The organism is Plantactinospora sp. CNZ320 (assembly GCF_002846275.1).
Genome location: NZ_PJMP01000001.1, coordinates 1,440,083 through 1,457,160, shown reverse-complemented (window position 1 = coordinate 1,457,160; position 17,078 = coordinate 1,440,083). Strand labels below are relative to the sequence as shown.

Below are 17,078 nucleotides of genomic sequence, written 5' to 3'. Positions count from 1 at the left end.
TGGTTCAGGGTGCGACTGGGCGATGAATCGTGGCGGGCTAGGGCAGCATGGCGAGGCTCTCGTGGATCGCTCGGCCCGGCCAAAGCCGCACGACACGGCCGGGGCACCATCCGTGGCTCATCGCCGGAAGGCGATGGCGAGTACCACCGGGCTTGGTCGTCCGTTCCACGTCACGGTAAGCGCAGGGGTTGCGGCCGACGGTGGTGGAACGTTCATCTCGAGGCCGCGCATGACCGACAGGATCACGGGGTTGGTGATGATCGTGGTGACCTCGTCACTGTCCAGGACAGCACCGAGCGCGTCGATGACTGGCAGAACACCGCTTGCCCCGCGTGTGGGCGTCGACGGCCCGTGGTCGGGCCGTCGACGCCTCGAACGTCAGCCGGCCGGAGTCAGCCGGATCATGTTCCAGGAGAGCGGCGGCAGCACCGCCGCGAGCCGTCCGTTGTCGACCTTCAGGTCGGCGAGCCGGCTCGGAGTCACCCGCTCGGGTGCCTCCGCGCTGTTCGTCGCCTCCGGATCCGAGTCGGTCAACACGACGTGCTCCCCGGCGGCGAGCCCTCCGCAGGCCCGCAGGTCGACGTCGAGGGCGAGTGGTTCCCGCTGGTCCCGGTTGACCGCGAAGAGCGTGACCGCGCCGGACTCGTCGTCCCGTACGGCGGTGGCGGTGACCGTCGGCACCTCGCCGTGCCGGGCGGTGTCGTGAAGTGGCCCGGTCGGCTCGACCCGGAGCACGGTGCCGCGCCCGTGCTGGGAGGTCAGTGCGAACGGGTGGTACGTCGGCTGTACCCAGGCCGGCCCGCCCGGCTCGCTGCGGATCGGCGCGATCACGTTGACGAGCTGTGCCAGACAGGCGATCTTGACTCGGTCGGCGTGCCGGAGCAACGAGATCAGCAGGTCACCGACGACCACCGCGTCGACAACCGAGTAGGTGTCCTCGATGAGCCGGGGTGCCTCTGCCCAGTCGAGCTTCTCCTGGCCGACGAACCGGCTCTGGTACCAGACGTTCCACTCGTCGACCGAGAGGTTGATCCGCTTGCGGTGCTTGCCGACCGCGCGGACGTGATCGCAGGTGGCCACCACGGATTCCACGAATCGGTCGAGGTCGACGGCGCTGGCCAGGAAGCTGTCCCGGTCGCCGTCGTGCTCCTGGTAGTAGCTGTGCAGGGAGACGTAGTCGACCAGGTCGTACGTCTCCTCCAGTACCGTCGCCTCCCAACTACCGAAGGTCGGCATTCCGCTGCCGGAGCTGCCGCAGGCGACGAGTTCGATCGACGGGTCGACCTGGCGCATCGCCTGGGCGGTCTGCGCCGCCAGCCGGCCGTACTCCCGGGCTGTGGTGAACCCGGTCTGCCACGGGCCGTCCATCTCGTTGCCCAGACACCAGAGCTTGATGTCGTACGGATCCGGGTTGCCGTGCTTTCGCCGCAGGTCCGACCAGTACGTCCCGCCTGGGTGGTTGGTGTATTCCAGCAGGGTACGGGCGGCGTCCACCCCCCGGGTCCCGAGGTTGACCGCCATCATCGGCTCGCTGCCGACCCGGCGGCTCCAGCCGACGAACTCGTCCACCCCGATCTCGTTGGTCTCGATGGAGCGCCAGGCCAGGTCGAGCCGGCGGGGCCGGGACTCGCGCGGGCCGATCCCGTCCTCCCAGTTGTAGCCCGACACGAAGTTGCCACCCGGATAGCGCAGCACGGGCACACCGAGCCGCCGGACCAGCTCCGCCACGTCCTGGCGGAACCCGTGCTCGTCGGCGGTCGGATGTCCCGGCTCGTAGATCCCGGTGTAGACGCAGCGCCCGAGGTGCTCCACGAACGAGCCGTAGATCCTCGGGTCGACCTCCCCGATCCGGAATGCGGGATCGATGGTCAACGCGGCCTGGTGCACGAATCCTCCAACAGTCGATCTTCGGTGCGATGGTCAGCCTTTCAGACCGGTACCGGCGATGCCCTCGACGATCCGGCGCTGGAAGAGCAGGAAGACTAGGACCAGGGGCAGCGCGCCGAGCACCGCCGACGCCATCGTGTCGGCGTACCGGATGCCGTAGGTGCCCTGGATGGCGGCGAGGCCGACCGGGATGGTCATCAGCTCCGGGTTGGTGACGGCGAGCAGCGGCCAGAGCAGGTTGTTCCAGCTCCAGACGAAGGTGAAGATCGTCACGGCGGAGACCGCGGGCCGGGACAGCGGCATGACGACCCTACGGTACGTCCGGAAGAAGCCGGCGCCGTCCATCCGGGCGGCCTCGTCGAGGTCCCGGGGAATCCCGTCGAAGAACTGCTTGAAGATGAAGATCGCGATGGCGGTGGGGACCTGCGGCAGGAACACCGCCCACCAGGTGTTCAACAGGTGCACGCTGCCGAGTTCCCGGAACTGCGGCACGATCAGCACCTGGCTCGGGATCAACAGACCGCAGAGCAGGAACCAGTAGACCAGCCGGCGGTACCGGAACCGCAGCCGCGACAGCGCGAACGCCGCCATGCTCGCGGTCAGCACCGTACCGGCCGCGGCCAGCGTCGAGGTGACGAAGCTGGAGAGGTACCACTTGAGGATGTCGCTCTGGGTCAGCACCGTGTGGTAGGCGGCCAACGTCGGATTCTCGATCCACCACGTCGGGTCGGTGGTCTCCCCGTTCGGCTTCAGCGAGGTGTCCACCGCCCAGGCCAGCGGCACCAGCCAGAGCAGTGCGAACGCGACCAGGATCCCGACGCAGCAGCGGTTGAACAGCCGGATCCGTCGGTCGACCGAGGCGGCCAGGGCCGCGCTACCGGCATCGGTGCGACGGTCCCGCTCCCGCTCGGTGTCGCGGTTCGATTCGAGCAGCGCCATCTCACACCTCCGATTCCTGGCGGCGGGTCATGACCAGCCAGACCGTGGAGACCGCCAGCACCAGCAGGAAGAACAGCGTGGACGCGGCGGCGGCGTAGCCGGTGCGGTAGTCGGTGAAGCCGACCTCGTAGACGTACTGGAGCGCCGAGCGGGTGCTGAAGTTCGGGCCGCCGTTGGTCATCAGGTACATCTGGTCGAAGACCTTCAGCGAGGCGATCACCTGGAGTACCACCACAAGCGTGGTGGTACGGGCCAGCAGCGGCAGGGTGATCCGGCGGATCTGCTGCCACGGCCCGGCCCCGTCGATCGCGGACGCCTCGTAGAGGTCCCGGGGAACGTCCTGGAGACCGGCGAGGTAGAGCACGAAGTTGAAGCCGAGCGTCCACCAGACGGTGGTGATCGCCAGCGAGACCATCGCCCAGGACGGGTCGCCGAGCCAGTTCGGCGCGGTGAGACCCATCGCGTCGACGGTACGGCTGAGCAGGCCGAGTTCCGGCGTGTAGATCCACAGCCAGATCAGCGCCACCACAGCGGAGGGCAGCACGTACGGCAGGAAGAAGGCCAGCCGGAAGAACCAGCGCCCCCGGCGGGCGCGCTCGGCCAGCAGCGCGAAGACCAGCGCCAGGACGACCAGTGGCGGGGTGGTCAGCAGGGTGAACCAGGCGGTGTGCCAGAGCGCCCACCAGAAGTCGGGACTGCCAAGCGCCTCGGCGTAGTTGTCCAGGCCGGCGAAGTCGCCGAGCCCGGGGCGGACCATGCTGGTGTGGAAGAAGCTCATCACCAGCCCGTAGAGCGCGGGGCCGATGATGAAGAGCAGGTAGAGCGCGAGGAACGGGGCCAGGAAGATCAACGCTGGCCGACCGTGCCCGGGCCGCTGTCGCGCGGCCGGCGCTGGCGAGTCGGATCCGGTGGAGGTCCGGTCGGGGGAGTGGGTGGTGGTGGCCACGGCATACCTCCTCGGTGAGGTCAGGTCACACCGGTGACGGAGTCTGGGCGAGGACGGTCAGCTGCTCACGGATCTGCGCGATCGCGGCCTGCGGGCTGAGCTGCCCGCCCTCCACCGCGCCGACCACCGAGCCGATCACGTTCTCGAAGTTGGAGCCGGAGCCGGAGTACCAGGCGGGCGGGTCGTAGACGGCGGTGTCCGCCGCGGCGGCGTAGCTCGACTGTGGACTGAGCCGGCGGTAGGCGTCGCTCTGCGCGAACGGCAGCCAGGTGGGTACGTGTCCGCCCTCCGCCCAGGTGAGGCTCTGGTCGAGAACGAACCGGACGAAGTGCAGCGCCCGGTCCAGCCGGGCCCGGTCGGCGTCGGGGCGCGCCGGCAGGATCAGGGTGTGCGAGTCGGCCTGCACGGCGTGCGGACCGCCGAAGATGTTGGGCACCAGCGTCATCCCGAACGGCGTCTTGGCGGTCTGGAAGGTGCTGATCTCCCATTCGCCGTTCAGGTGGAAGCCGACCTGCCCGGTGGCGAACATCGCGATCGCGCCCGGGTAGTCGGCGCCGCCCGGGATCAGCCCCTCCTCGACGGTGAGGGCGCGCAGGTAGTCGAGCACCCGGCCCGCCTTGGCGTCGTCGAGCACCACCCGCGCGCCGTCGTCGGCCAGGATCTCGCCCTCCAGTTGGGAGTAGAGGGTCTGGAAGAACCGGAACGGCGAGGCCGGGTCGGAGTTGATGCCGTGGGTGGCGGCGTACCCACCGGTCACCTGCTTGACCCGGGTGAGCGCGTCGGCGAACGCCGCCTCGCCGACGATCGGCTTGAGTTGACCGTCGGAGTCGAGCAGTCCGGCCTGCCCGCAGATGTCGGTGTTGTAGAAGAGCACGAACGGGTGGGTGTCCAGCGGGATGGCGTACGCCCGGCCGTCGACCAGACCAGCCTGCCAGGCCCGCTGGTTGAATTTCTCCGGTGCCATGCCGTGCCGGGCCAGGTCCTCGGGGTGCAGTTCCTGGATCAGTCCCGCGTCGACCAGGGTCTTCATCCGGGTGAGGTGCGAGATTGCCACGTCCGGTGGTTCCTCCCCGACAGTGGCCAGGGAGAGCTTGGTGTAGTACGGGTCGCCCCAGGCCAGCGTGATGGCCTTGAGCGGGATGTCGGGGTTCGCCCGGCGGTAGGCGTCCTGGATCTGCTGCATCCGGACGCCGTCCCCGCCGCCGAAGAGGTTCCAGTACTCGACGGCGCCCGGTGCCGCCTCGGTCTTCAGCAGTCCGGCGCCGACCGGGGTGCCGCAGCCGGTGAGTGCCGCGGCACCGGCACCGGCGAGGGCGCCGAGCAGTACGCCCCGGCGGCTCAGTGCCGGACCCGGGGGGCGGGGGACGGGTGGCGGACCTTGCATGGTTCCCCTCCTGACCGGAGTAGTCGATGAACCGTTTCAGGTACCAATCCCGGGGCTCCGGCGAGCACGGCGACGCGGCAGCGCCCCGGTGGTCGCCTACCGAAGCAGCGGATGTTAGCGATCACACTGGTGCAGATTGTTGCCGGTCGTGTGGAGTGTCGTCAATCGTTGCTCGCTATTTTTCTGCGCAAAACCGGCGCGGTTGGACGTCGCCGCCCAGCCCGTCGAAGGAGCCTGGCCGGGGCGAGCTGACCCGGCGGGTTCCTATCGTTTCAACCGGTACCCGGCGGCGCGCGTCAGCTCGCCGCCGATCCTCGACCAGCTCAGCCGTCGGCGTCGCTTAGCCTTCGGCGCCGGTCGTTGACCCCGGTCGCCGCTGCCCCGGTACCGGATCCTGGCCCGGCGTCTCCGGGGTGCCCGTCGCCGGGGTGCTCGGCTGCGGGGTGCTCGGCTGCGGGGTGTCCGCTGCCCGGGTGCCCGTCCAGGCCGCCCAGAGCGTCGCGTACCGGCCGCCGGCGGCGACGAGTTCGTCGTGGGTGCCCGTCTCCGCCACCCGGCCGGCGTCCAGCACGATGATCCGGTCCGCCGCGGCGGCCTGGGTCAGCCGGTGCGCCACCACCAGTCCGGTACGCCCGTCCAGCGCCCGGGCCGCCGCCGACTCCAACTGTCGGGCTCCCGCGCTGCCGGCCTCGGCCGTCGCCTCGTCCAGGATCGCCACCGGCGGCGCGGCGAGTACCAGCCGGGCCAGCGCCAACTGCTGGGCCTGCGCCGCCGTCAACCGGTGCCCGCCGTCGCCGACCACCGTGGCCAGCCCGTCCGGCAGCGCGCGTACCCAGCCCAGCGCGCCGACCCGGTCCAGCGCGCCGAGCAGTTCCTCGTCGGTGGCGTCCGGCCTGGCCAGCCGCAGGTCTGCGGCGAGCGGGCCGGCGAAGACGTGCACCTCCTGGCTGACCAGCGCCACGGTCCGCCCGGCCACGACACCGAGATCCTCGATCGGTACCCCGCCGAGCCGGATGCCGCCACCGCTGGGCCGGTGGATCCCGGCGATCAACTTGGCCAGCGTGGTCTTGCCGGCGCCGCTCGCCCCGACCAGTGCGACCCGTTCGTTCGGCGCCACCGTGAACGTGACGTCGTGCAGTACGTCGTGCCCAGGCAGGTACGAGTGCCGCAGCCCCTTCGCCTCGACGCTGCCGTCCACCGGTACGGGCCGGTGTTCCGGCGCCCGCTGCGCCGGCAGGCCGGTGACGCCGACCAGCCGGACCAGGCTGGCGGCGGCCGCCTGCGCGTCGTCGACCAGGCTCAGCGCGGCGTTGAGCGGGCCGAAGAGGTTGTGGAAGTAGAGGGCGGCGGCGGAGGCCGTACCGACCGAGACCGCGTCCGCGCGCACCAGCAGGAAGCCGGTCACCAGCACGGCGGTCAGTCCGACGAACTCGGCGAGGTTGAGCCGCCCGAAGAACCGGGTCATCAACCGGATCCCGCGCAACGTCAGCTCCACCGCCGCGGCGGAACTGCCGGCGACCCGGTGCAGGTGCGGCTCGGTGAGCCGGAACGCGCGTACCGTCCGGGCACCGCCGACCGTGTCCAGCAACTGCTGCTGCTGGGTGCCGTGTGCCACCCGCTGACTGGCGTAGAGCGGCTGCGCCCGGCGGGCGTACCACCGGGCGGTGTGCAACTGGATCGGCGCGGCGAGCAGCGCGGCGAGCAGGAACCGCCAGTCGAGTACGGCGAGCCCGACCAGGGTCAGTCCGATGGTGAGGCCGGAACGGGCGATCTGTGGCAGCGCGGTCCGGACCGCCTCGGCGACCACCGTCACGTCCCCGGTGACCCGCGCGGTCAGGTCGCCGGAGCCGGCCCGCTCGACCTGCTCCAGCGGCAGCTCCAGTACCCGGTCGATGAACCGCTCCCGCAGGTCGGCGAGCATCCCCTCGCCGAGCCGGGCGACCTGGGACAGCCCCAGCGCCAGCGTGATCCCCTGGACGACCGCGACCAGCCCGAGCAGCACCGTCGGGGTGGTGATCGCGGCGGGTGGTCGGCCCCGTACGACCAGGTCCACGATGTACCCGAGCAGCGGCGCGGTGAGCAGCCCGACCGCGGTCGAGCCGACGAGCAGGCCGAGGGCGCGACCGGCAAGCCACCGGCGCGAGCGCAGCAACCCGGCCAGGGTCTCCCGCACCTGCCGCCCGGTCGCGGTCGGCAGCAGCTCCCGGGCCGGCTGGTTGGTGCCGGCGGGCTCGTTCATCGCCGAACTCCTCGCGTCCGGCTGCCCCGACCCCCGTCGACGCCCGGGTAGGGCTGCCGGGATTCTCGGCCGGCGCTCACCGCAGCACCGACGACCGGTAGGTGGCGTCCCGCCGGATCAGGTCGGGATGGCTGCCCTCGGCCCGTACCGCGCCGCCGTCGAGCAGCACCACCCGGTCGGTGACCGCGAGCAGCGTCGGGCTGGTGGTCACCAGTAGCGTGGTCCGGCCCTGCCGGAGTTCCCGCAGGCCGGCCGCGATCCGGGCCTCGGTGACCGCGTCGACGGCGGTGGTCGGATCGTGCAGCACCAGTACCGGAGGCTCGGCGGCGAGTGCCCGGGCCAGGGCCACCCGCTGGCGCTGCCCACCGGAGAGCGAGCGTCCACGTTCGGTGACCAGCGTGTCGATCCCCGTCGGCAGGGTCCGGGCCACCTCCGGCACGTCGGCGGCGGCCAGCGCCCGGTCCACGTCGGTGCCGGCGTTCGCTGCCGCGCCGACGTTGTCCCGCAGGGTCCCCTCGAACAGGTCTGCGTCGTGCGGGGCGACCAGGATCGCCGCGCGCAGCCGCTCGGGGTCAAGGGTGTGCAGCCCGACGCCGTCCAGTTCGACACTGCCGCCCTCCGGGTCCACGTCCCGGCCCAGGCAGCGCAACAGGTCGTCGGCGGCGGCCGGGTCGGTCGCCACGACGCCGACCAGTTCACCCGCGCCGAGGTGCAGGCTGACCCCGCGCAGCGTGCCGTGTCGGACGTCCCGCAGGTCGACCCGGCCGCGCACCGGAGTGCCGGGGGAGCCGTCGCCGGTGGGCGTCGCCGGTGCCGCCCCGAGCACCGAGGCGATCCGGTCGGCGGAGGCGCGGCCCTGGGCGAACTCGGCGTTCACCCAGCCGAAGACGGAGAGCGGTCCGAGCAGGAAGAGTGCCAGGCCGACGGCGGCGACGAGCTGCCCGACGGTCAGGTCGCCCGCCGCCGCGAGCCGCCCGCCGAGCAGGCCGACGGCGGCGACGAAGAGTCCGGTGATGATGAGCAGGGTGCCGTCGTACCAGGCCTGGGCCCGGGCCGCCCGGACCGTGGCGGCCAGCGACTCCCGGCTGGTCCGCCGGTAGCGCTGGGCGGCGGCCGGGGCAGCGCCGAGACCCTTGAGTACGCGAAGGCCGGCGACGAGGTCGGCGGCCACCCCGGAGGCGTACGCCGCCCGCTCCTGCTCGGCGTGACTGCGCCGCTCCAGCGGGCGGCCGAGTCGATGGGCCAGCCAGAGCAGCAGCGGCGCGCCGACCAGCACCAGTAGTCCGAGCGGTACCGAGACCAGCAGCAGGGCGACGCCGCCGACCAGCAGGCCGGTGGTGGCCCCGATCGCGGTGGCGAGGGCCCGGTTCACCGCACCGACCCGGTCGGCGTCACCGGTGGCGGTGGCAACCAGCGCGCCGGGCAGTCGACCGGTCTCCGCCCCGCCCCGGTGGTCCAGGATCCGACTGGTGAGTGCGAGCCGGAGCTGGTGGGCGGCCTGCTCGACGGCGCGTTCACCGGTACGCGCGCTGAGCCGGAAGCTCGTCGACAATACCGCGAACACCACCGCGAGTACGCCGATCCAGCCGATCAGGTCGACCACCCCGCCCCGGCCGACGGCCCGGTCGATGACGACGCCGATCACCACCGGTACGAGTGCCTCGCCGGCCTGGTGACTGGCGCTGAGTCCCGCACTGGCCAGTACCTGCCGGAGCTGGCCGGTGATCGCGCCGGTCAGCACCGTACGTGCCGTGGGACTGCCGGTCGGCACGCTCGGGCTCCCTCACTCGTCGATCTCACTCGTCGATCTGAAGGTTAGCTAACCTATCAGCATCAGCAGTATCGTGATCCCGACCACCGCGTCGACGACACCGCACCATTCGGAGAAGCCGCGCGGGACCACCCGGTTGGCCCGGTGGTGGGCGTAGTCCCAGATCGAATGGGCGAACCAGCCGAAGCCAACCAGATAGTGGCCCACGTCGTCCGGCACCACCAGTGCGGTGGCCACCAGGAGCAGATAGAAGGCCAGCCCGGCGAGTTGCACCGCGAGGATCCGCCCGTCGCCGAGTTGCCGGCGTACCGCGCCGATCCCTAGGTAGGCGAGCGGGAGGATCAGCATCACCCAGGCGTCCATGACCCAGGGGCTGGTCCAGTTGTCGATTGTCATCACCAGGGCCAGCCAGGTCGGCCAGCGCCGCTTCAGCGCCCCGACCACCCGCCCGGCCACACCGGGGGCGGTCGGGGCCGGCCCCTGGGCGGTCGCGGCCGGGTGACCGCCGGCCGGGTGCGCACCGGTGTACTCGTCCAGCCGGCGGAGCATCGCGAGCAGCATGGCCGGCAGCATCAGCAGGTGACCGGCAGTCATCAGGAACTCCCCGCTCACCGCCCCGAGCCAGTACGGCGGAAGGAAGAGCAGGAACGGCAGGTACATCGCCGCGCCCATCTCGGCGACCGGTGCCCACCCGTGCGCCCGGTGACGCATCCAGATGGACATCGCCACTGTCATGTTGGTGGCCATCACCAGCGCGCCGATGTCGGGGCGGCCGAGCAGCTGGGTCAGGTCGAGTCCGGTGCCGGCGTCGACGGCGGTGGCCAGCACCTCCCACACCGGGCCGAAGAGCAGCATCCCGGCGACCATCGCGACCGTCATCTCGGCGAAGTGCCGCAGGAAGTGCCGGACGGGGCGGTGCCGTACGGGGCGGTGCCGGGGCGGCTCGGAGGCGTGCGGTCGGGACTGCGGGACGGCGGCGGGTTCGGTGCTCCGGACCGTGGTGTCCGGCGTCGTGGCTGTCATGGCTCAAGGCTGTCGGTGCGGCCGGTCAACCGGCAGGCGCGCGCCGCACGGTTCGAGCATGCGGATCGCATGGCTGGACCGTGCGGCGCGACCGGGTGCCGGAGGGAAGCACCGGCCCGGTGCTGGACCCGGGCCGGTGGCTCGGTCAGGGACGCCGGGCGGTGGCGTACGCGGCGGTGCCGATCAGCTCCAGCGACACCTGGAGCCGGGACAGGCTGATGTTCTTCTCGATGGTGTCCTCCGGGCTGTGGTACGGCGGCTCCAGCATCGCCGGAGTCTCCTCACCCCGCCAGGAGAAGTTGGCGCTGGCGATCCCGACCTCCTGGAACGACTGGTGGTCGCTGGAACCGCGCTGGGTGACCGGGGAGATCCGGGGCTGGTAGCCGAGCCGGGTCGCGGCGGCGGCCACCTCGTTGGTGGCCCGGTTCGCCAGACCGTCGAAGGAGAGCAGCCAGTACCGGGTCGCCGGGTCCCAGCTCGTCGCCACCATGTCGTTCTGGTAGACGGCGACGATCCGGTCCCGCTCGGCCTGCGGCAGCTGCGCGACGTAGTAGCGGGAGCCGATCAGCCCCTGCTCCTCCGAGCCCCACAGCCCGAACCGGACGGTGGCGTCGACGGGCAGGCTGCGCAGCACCCGGGCCAGTTCGAGGCAGAGCACCGTACCCGAGCCGTCGTCGTTGGCGCCCGGTGCGCCGATCACCGTGTCGTAGTGCGCGCTCACCATGACCACCGGGCTGTCCTGGCCACCCCGTTTGGGTGCGCGTTCGGCGAGTACGTTGTGCGAGGTCAGGCCCCGGTGTGCCGAGGTGGCGACGGTCAGGGTCAGCGGGCGGGTGGCGAGTCGCTCCCGCAGCCGGTGCTTCTGCGCCTGGGCGACGCCGACCACCGGAATCGGCACCGGGGAGCTGGCCGAGCCGGGCAGGGTGGGCGAGAAGGCCTGCGCCCGGCGCGGCTCCACCAGGTCGGCCGGCAGGAAGACCACCGCCGCGACCCGGTTGGCCACGGCGGTGGCGACCAGGGTCTCGCGCTGCGCCGCGACGTAGTCGACGAGCACGATCTTGCCGGCGACGTCCGCCGGGTAGTTCTCCGGTGCTCCGGCGCCGACATCCACCACCCGGCCGGTGACCCGGGTGTCGAGGGCGGCGTGTGGCGAGGCCCCGACCTGCCAGTTGAGGTCGTCGGGTAGACCGGGACGGGAGCTGAGCTGGCCGAGGAACTTGTCGGCGACGCTGAACGGCTGGAGCGTTGTCCGGTAACCGAGGTCGTCGAGTTCGTCGGCGAGGTACTTCGCGGCGGTCCGCTCGGAGGCGGTGCCGCCGATGCGCGGGCCGATCCGCTCGGAGAGATGCCGCAGGTGGTGCAGCGCCCGCCGGGCCGAGACCCGGCTGGCGACCAGCCGGTCGTGCGCGCCCAGGTTTGGCGGGTGGACGGCACCCGGGCGCTTGTCGGTCACTGCCCAGGCCGGGCTGGCGGCGGCAAGGGCGGCCGCACCGCCCAGGCCGAGCGCGAGCGCCCGGCGTCGGCTGACGGCGGACCTCTCCGAAGGGGTGTCGGCGGCGGGGGAGTCAGGGCGGCTCTCCAATGTGGTCCTCCTGGTTGCGCCGGTCCGGGCCGACATCACCGGCGTGCGGACCGCGGGATGGTCACCGTCGTCGAAAGAACGTGGTCGGGGGCGGATCTCGGGGTTACGGTGCAGTGAATGTAGCCCTGCCCGATCACCAGATTCAAGATCGATTTACCGGGCCGAGACTCTCCGGGTCGGTGGGTGCCGCCTCGTCCGGGCAGACCGGCGCATCCAGGTAGGCGTGCAGGAGTTCGGTCGGGGCGCCGGCTTCGAGCAGCAGGTCGACGGCGTTTATCGCATACCAGTTGTCGGCGACGGCGTGCATGGCGGCGGCCTGGGCGAGCAGGTCGGGATCGGCGGCCAGCTCGGTGAGCTCGGCGAGGGCGACGGCCCGGACCAGCCCTTCGCGATAGCCGCCGGCGTAGTCGGTCGCTATCTGGTGCGCCCGGGCGAGGACGAGTCGACGGTCGGTGGGCTGCTGGGTGGCGAGGCGGGCGCGGCCGCCGGCCTGGTCTCGGCTGTCGTACACCTCGATATTCTATCGTACAAGTGTTCTAATCGTGCACCCGGGAGGGCGGTTCGCGGCCGTCGTCCACAGTGGTCGAAGGGCGGGCGGAGCCACAGCTCAAACCCGTCGACGCAGCAGCTCGACGAGCCCGGCGAAGCGTTCGAGTGCGGCGACGCCGTCGGTCGCGGCCACCTGGAGGGCCAGCACGTCCGGGCGGAGCCGGTCGAGCAGCAGTTCGCAGAAGGCGAGCAGTTGCCGGGGCTCGCCGACCCGCCGAAAGCGGGCGAGCACGGCGTCCCGGCCGAGCCGGTCGGCTCGCTGGCGCAGCCGGGTCGGGCTCGACGCCACCAGCCGCCCCGGCGTACGCAGCCCGCGCCAGGGTCGCAGCGCGCGCATCGCCTCGTCGTCGCTGTCGGCGAGCACCACGAAGCTGCTCAACACCACCCTCGGTGGCGTACGTCCGGCAGCCGAGGCCGCCGCCCGGGCCACGTCCACCACCTCCCGGCCGGTCCGTTCGGGGTCCTTCACCGAACTGAGCACCCCGTCGGCGAGTCGACCGGCGGTCTCCGCCGAGCGTGGGCCGGCGGCCGCAAGGTGCACGGGTACCCCGGTCGACGGCGGACTGTGCAGCCTGATCGAGGAGACCGGATAGTACGCCGCGTCCGGCCGTTCGACGGTCTCGCCGGCCAGCAGCGGCCGGAGCAGCCCGAGCGCCTCGGTCATCCGGGCCAGCCGCTCGGGGTACGGCGGAAACCGGCCCAGCGGTGCCTCGTTGATGCCCTCCCCGGTGCCGACCCCGAGTTCGAACCGGCCGCCGGAGAGCCGGTCGAGGGTGGCGGCGGCCTGCGCCACCACCACCGGATGCTGGCGGAACAGTGGACAGGCCACCGCGGAGACGAGGGTGGCGCTCCGGGTCGCCGCCGCGACGGCGCCCAGCGTGGCCCAGCCGTGGCCGGCCGCACCGGCGTCGTCCACCCAGGGCTGGAGGTGGTCGGAGACGAGTATCGCGTCGAAGCCGGCCTGCTCGGCCCGACGGGCCTGGGCCACCAGCAGCTCGGGCTGCCACTCCTCGTGGCCGAGGAACCAACCGAACCGCGTCACCGGGCCCCCCTCCGCTCTCGGTGGTGCCGACCGCCGGCACCGACGGCACCGGGCGCAGCCGTGAATCCTCGGAACCGTGCCGGCGGGTAGCGGGTCACCGCCCCGCAGCCGCAGCCGCAGCCGCCGCCGTCACGGAGCCGCCGCTGTGCCACGAGCCGGCGTCGCCCGGGGCGGCATCGCCGCGTCGATGGTCGAACCGGTGGCGGTACCGACCGGACGGCCGGGGTTGGAAGCCGGCCAGAAACCATATCATCATCGATGTAACAACCCCGTCGAGTGGCGCCTCGGCGTGGCGCACCGACCAGGAACGGTTCGGTTCGGCAGCCGCCTGCCCTGGGGTCCACCCTCGACCACCGCACGTCCCGGGAGCAGACCATGAGATCCCAGCGCCGCGACCTCGGAAGGCCCACGTTGAGCGAGGTCGCGGCCCGCGCGGGCGTGGGGCGCGGCACCGCCTCCCGGGTGGTGAACAACTCCTCCCAGGTCAGCCCGACGGTCCGGGCCGCGGTGTGGGCGGCGGTCCGGGAACTGGGGTACGTGCCGAACCGTGCCGCCCGGGCGCTGGTCACCCAGCGGACCGACTCGGTCGCGCTTGTCATCTCCGAGTCCGGGGAACGGGCGTTCGGTGAGCCGTTCTTCGCCGGCATCGCCCGGGGGGTCAGCGCCGGACTCGCCGACACCCCGCTGCAACTGTGGCTCTCCTGGATCCAGTCGCCCGGCGGGCGGGAGAAGATGGAGCACCAGCTCACCGACCAGCACGTGGACGGCGTGATGCTGATCTCGCTGCACGACGCGGATCCGCTGCCGGGCCTGCTGATGGAGCGCGGACTGCCGACCGTCCTCGGTGGACGGCCAGCCCGGATGCTGGGCCTGGGAGCCCAGCCGGCGTACTTCGTCGACGTGGACAACGCGGGCGGGGCTCGACAGGCGGTCGAGTACCTGATCGGGATCGGCCGGCGGACGGTCGCCACGGTCGCCGGGCCGCAGGACATGGGAGCCGGGGTCACCCGGCTGGTCGGCTACCGCGAGGCGCTCGCCGCGCACGGCCGGCCGGCCTGCGAGGACCTGATCGACTACGGCGACTTCAGCGCGAACAGCGGTATCGAGGCGATGCGCCGGCTGCTGCACCGGCGGGCCGACATCGACGCGGTCTTCGCCGCCTCCGACCTGATGGCCCTCGGGGCGATGCAGGCGCTGCACGAGGCCGGCCGGCGCATCCCGGCCGACGTGGCGGTGGTCGGTTACGAGGACTCGTCGCTCGCGCTGCACGCCAATCCACCGCTGACCTCGGTGCACCAACCGGTGATCACGATGGGGACGGAGATGGCCCGGCTGCTGGTCGCGCAGATTCGGGGTGACGACATCCCCTCACCGGCCGTCTTCCTCGACACCCACCTGGTCCGCCGGCAGTCGGCCTGAGCCCCGGCCCTGACCGGCGGGGGTCGTCGGCACCCGGATCCACCGGTTCCGTCCCGGCGTGCCGTCTCGGCTACCGTCGGCCGGTGACACCGGACCTCGATGCCTGGGACCCGTGGCCGCCGTCGGTGGTCGCGCACCGGCTGGCCGGGCTCGACCTGCCCTGGTGCGTGGTGGCCGGCTGGGCGATCGACCTCTGCCGGGGCGTACCCTCCCGGCCGCACGAGGACCTGGAGATCGCCGTACCGGCCGGGCGGTTCGCCGAGGTACGGGAGCGCCTGCGCGACTGTGACTTCGCCGTACCGCACGACGGCCGGCTCCTGCCACCGACGCCGGAGTCGATGCGGACCAGCCACCAGACCTGGGCGTACGAGCGGGCCGTCGGCAGATGGCGGCTGGACGTGTTCCGGGAGCCGCACGACGGGGATGTCTGGATCTGCCGGCGCGACGAGCGGATCCGTCGACCGTACGCCGAGATCGTCCGGCACGATCCGGACGGCGTGCCGTACCTGCTGCCGGAGGTGGTGCTGTTGTTCAAGGCGAAGGGCACCCGGGCGAAGGACGAGGCCGACTTCGCCACCGCGCTGCCGCTGCTGGACGACGGCGCCCGACGCTGGCTCGACGGGGCACTGGCGCTGGTGCACCCGGCTCATCCGTGGCGGGCGCGCCTGGTCACCGACTGACCGGACCGCACCCGCGCCCGCCGCCGGGCCGGTCGGTGGTCGTGGCCGGGCACGGTTGATGGTCGTGGCCGGGCCGGTCGGCGGGTCGGGGCCGGGCACGGTTGATGGTCGTAGCCGGGTCGACTCCGCTGGTCGGGAGGTGCCGGACGTCGCGCGGGGCGCGTGGTTCCGGTTCACCGGGGCGGCTCCTCGGCCTGGGTAGCTGGCGGGAGGCGTTCGCGCCGGGCGACCAGCAGGCTGCTGCGGGCCGCCGCGGTCGCCACCACCCCCGTCGAGAGGGCGGAGAGCGCCAACGGGCTGAGCACCAACCCGAGTGGGCCGATTGCGATGAGCACGACGACGGCGCCGAGGTAGGTCCGGGAGTGCACGCCGAGAATCGCTCTCTTGAACAACAGGAACCCGGCGAGGAAGAGCAGCGGACCGCCGAGCACGGTGCCGATCACCGCCGGACCGGCCGTACCGCCCGGCTGGTGCAGCACCAGGTCGTCCCCGACCGCGGTGACGATGACGCCGGCCACCATCGGGATGTGCAGATAGGTGTACGCCGACCGGCCGAGTCGGCCCGGTTCCTCGGCCTCGACGATCACCTGCCGGGCGGCCTCGGCGCTGCGGTCGAAGTAGATCCACCACAGCGCCACGCTGCCGAGAAAGGCGCTGGCCAGCCCGGCGAGGGTGGTCCAGCCGTGTCGCAGGGCGCCGAAGACGGTGCCGGTGACCAGGATGGACTCGCCGAGCGCGATGATCACGAAGAGTCGGGCCCGTTCGGCCAGATGGGCGCCGTTGATCGCCCACTCCGCCGGGCTCGACCGCCCCCACCCGGGCACGTAGAAGCCGAAGGCGGCCGCGGAGCTGTCCAGGGCAACGGCCGCCACCCAGAGACCGAGCCGGAGCGGGCCGGTGGCGAACCCGCCGGCCAACCAGAGTGGCGCGGAGACCGTCCGCCAGACGAACAGGCGTTGGAAGTTGCGGTACAGGTCCGAGCGGCGGGCCAGGGCGGAGGCGACGAACAGCGAACGGCCCACCGACAGGGCCACGTACGTCACGGCGAACCAGAGCCCACGGTCCCCGTACGCCTCGGGCAGCGTCGAGGACATCACCAGGCTGATCCCCATCAGGGCGATCAGCAGCACCCGTACCCGGGGCTGGTTCGGGTGGAACCAGTTGGTGATCCAGGCGGTGTCCACCCAGGCCCACCAGACGGCGAGCAGCAGTACCCCGGCTCCGGCCAGGCCGGTCGGGTGCAACCGGTGCAGCAGCAGTTCGGTCAGCTGGGTCACGGCGAGCACGTAGACCACGTCGAAGAAGAGTTCGATGGTGGTGACCCGGGAGTCCTCCGGCCCGCGCAGCACGTCCGGTCGCCCGCCAGGGCTGGTCAACCTGCCTCCACCGGAAACGGCCGGCTCGTCGGCACGGCCGACAAGCGGATGATCGGGGATAATTGCTACGTTATCCCGCTTTGGTGCTGTAATGGTGCAGTATCCGGCCAGTGGCCGCGCCCGGATTGGTGGTGTGGCCGCCCGACCCGGCCTGCCGTGCCGGGTAGGCCCGGTGGGGGCCGTTTGCGGGCCGGTCGGCCGGGGATGCGAAGCACTCGATCGCCGGAGTACGCCAGCTCTC

Annotated in this window: 13 protein-coding genes; 2 read left to right on the top strand and 11 right to left on the bottom strand. The window is 72.1% G+C overall.

What is annotated here, in order from left to right; translation table 11 throughout:
* Positions 1–378: 378 nt before the first annotated feature.
* The 10 genes from arfA to CLT71_RS06265 form a co-directional block, all read right to left on the bottom strand.
* Positions 379–1,887: an arabinosylfuranosidase ArfA gene (gene arfA / locus CLT71_RS06310; protein WP_101366276.1), complete on the bottom strand. Its 1,509-nt coding sequence runs from the start codon at positions 1,885–1,887 to the stop codon at positions 379–381.
* A 33-nt stretch (positions 1,888–1,920) separates the two neighbouring features.
* Positions 1,921–2,826, bottom strand: a complete 906-nt coding sequence (locus CLT71_RS06305; protein WP_101366275.1) for a carbohydrate ABC transporter permease — start codon at positions 2,824–2,826, stop codon at positions 1,921–1,923.
* Position 2,827: 1 nt separating this feature from the next.
* Positions 2,828–3,772, bottom strand: a complete 945-nt coding sequence (locus tag CLT71_RS06300) for a carbohydrate ABC transporter permease (protein ID WP_199187529.1) — start codon at positions 3,770–3,772, stop codon at positions 2,828–2,830.
* 25 nt (positions 3,773–3,797) lie between these two features.
* Entirely contained in the window at positions 3,798–5,156 is a 1,359-nt protein-coding gene (locus CLT71_RS06295; RefSeq protein WP_101366274.1) for an extracellular solute-binding protein, read from the bottom strand.
* A 340-nt stretch (positions 5,157–5,496) separates the two neighbouring features.
* Positions 5,497–7,395 carry an ABC transporter ATP-binding protein gene (locus CLT71_RS06290; RefSeq protein ID WP_101366273.1) on the bottom strand — a complete coding sequence of 633 codons (1,899 nt, stop codon included), beginning with the start codon at positions 7,393–7,395 and terminating at the stop codon, positions 5,497–5,499.
* A 76-nt stretch (positions 7,396–7,471) separates the two neighbouring features.
* Complete coding sequence (locus tag CLT71_RS06285) at positions 7,472–9,166, bottom strand: ABC transporter ATP-binding protein (protein ID WP_101366272.1); 1,695 nt, start codon at positions 9,164–9,166, stop codon at positions 7,472–7,474.
* Positions 9,167–9,214: 48 nt separating this feature from the next.
* Positions 9,215–10,189, bottom strand: a complete 975-nt coding sequence (locus CLT71_RS06280) for a hypothetical protein (RefSeq protein ID WP_486483087.1) — start codon at positions 10,187–10,189, stop codon at positions 9,215–9,217.
* Positions 10,190–10,334: 145 nt separating this feature from the next.
* The gene (locus CLT71_RS06275; protein ID WP_486483086.1) at positions 10,335–11,771 is read right to left on the bottom strand and encodes a M28 family metallopeptidase; all 1,437 of its coding nucleotides are present in this window, start codon (positions 11,769–11,771) and stop codon (positions 10,335–10,337) included.
* Between the two features lie 142 nt (positions 11,772–11,913).
* Positions 11,914–12,282, bottom strand: coding sequence for a hypothetical protein (locus tag CLT71_RS06270; RefSeq protein ID WP_101366270.1), 369 nt, complete (start codon positions 12,280–12,282; stop codon positions 11,914–11,916).
* 96 nt (positions 12,283–12,378) lie between these two features.
* On the bottom strand, positions 12,379–13,362 hold the full coding sequence (locus tag CLT71_RS06265; RefSeq protein ID WP_158242184.1) for an LLM class flavin-dependent oxidoreductase: 984 nt from the start codon (positions 13,360–13,362) through the stop codon (positions 12,379–12,381).
* Between the two features lie 375 nt (positions 13,363–13,737).
* Here CLT71_RS06265 and CLT71_RS06260 point away from each other — a divergent pair, with 375 nt between their 5' ends.
* Both CLT71_RS06260 and CLT71_RS06255 read left to right on the top strand, forming a co-directional pair.
* Positions 13,738–14,781: a LacI family DNA-binding transcriptional regulator gene (locus tag CLT71_RS06260; protein ID WP_101366268.1), complete on the top strand. Its 1,044-nt coding sequence runs from the start codon at positions 13,738–13,740 to the stop codon at positions 14,779–14,781.
* 83 nt (positions 14,782–14,864) lie between these two features.
* Complete coding sequence (locus tag CLT71_RS06255; protein WP_101366267.1) at positions 14,865–15,461, top strand: nucleotidyltransferase domain-containing protein; 597 nt, start codon at positions 14,865–14,867, stop codon at positions 15,459–15,461.
* Between the two features lie 173 nt (positions 15,462–15,634).
* On the opposite strand, the gene CLT71_RS06250 is transcribed toward CLT71_RS06255, so the two are convergent.
* On the bottom strand, positions 15,635–16,837 hold the full coding sequence (locus CLT71_RS06250; RefSeq protein WP_158242183.1) for a low temperature requirement protein A: 1,203 nt from the start codon (positions 16,835–16,837) through the stop codon (positions 15,635–15,637).
* Positions 16,838–17,078 lie beyond the last annotated feature (241 nt).

Coding starts and splice junctions, on each gene's coding strand:
- CLT71_RS06260 (WP_101366268.1), top strand. CDS start 13,738: ATGAGATCCCAGCGCCGCGACCTCGGAAGGCCCACGTTGAGCGAGGTC.
- CLT71_RS06305 (WP_101366275.1), bottom strand. CDS start 2,826: ATGGCGCTGCTCGAATCGAACCGCGACACCGAGCGGGAGCGGGACCGT.
- CLT71_RS06290 (WP_101366273.1), bottom strand. CDS start 7,395: ATGAACGAGCCCGCCGGCACCAACCAGCCGGCCCGGGAGCTGCTGCCG.
- CLT71_RS06280 (WP_486483087.1), bottom strand. CDS start 10,189: ATGACAGCCACGACGCCGGACACCACGGTCCGGAGCACCGAACCCGCC.
- CLT71_RS06295 (WP_101366274.1), bottom strand. CDS start 5,156: ATGCAAGGTCCGCCACCCGTCCCCCGCCCCCCGGGTCCGGCACTGAGC.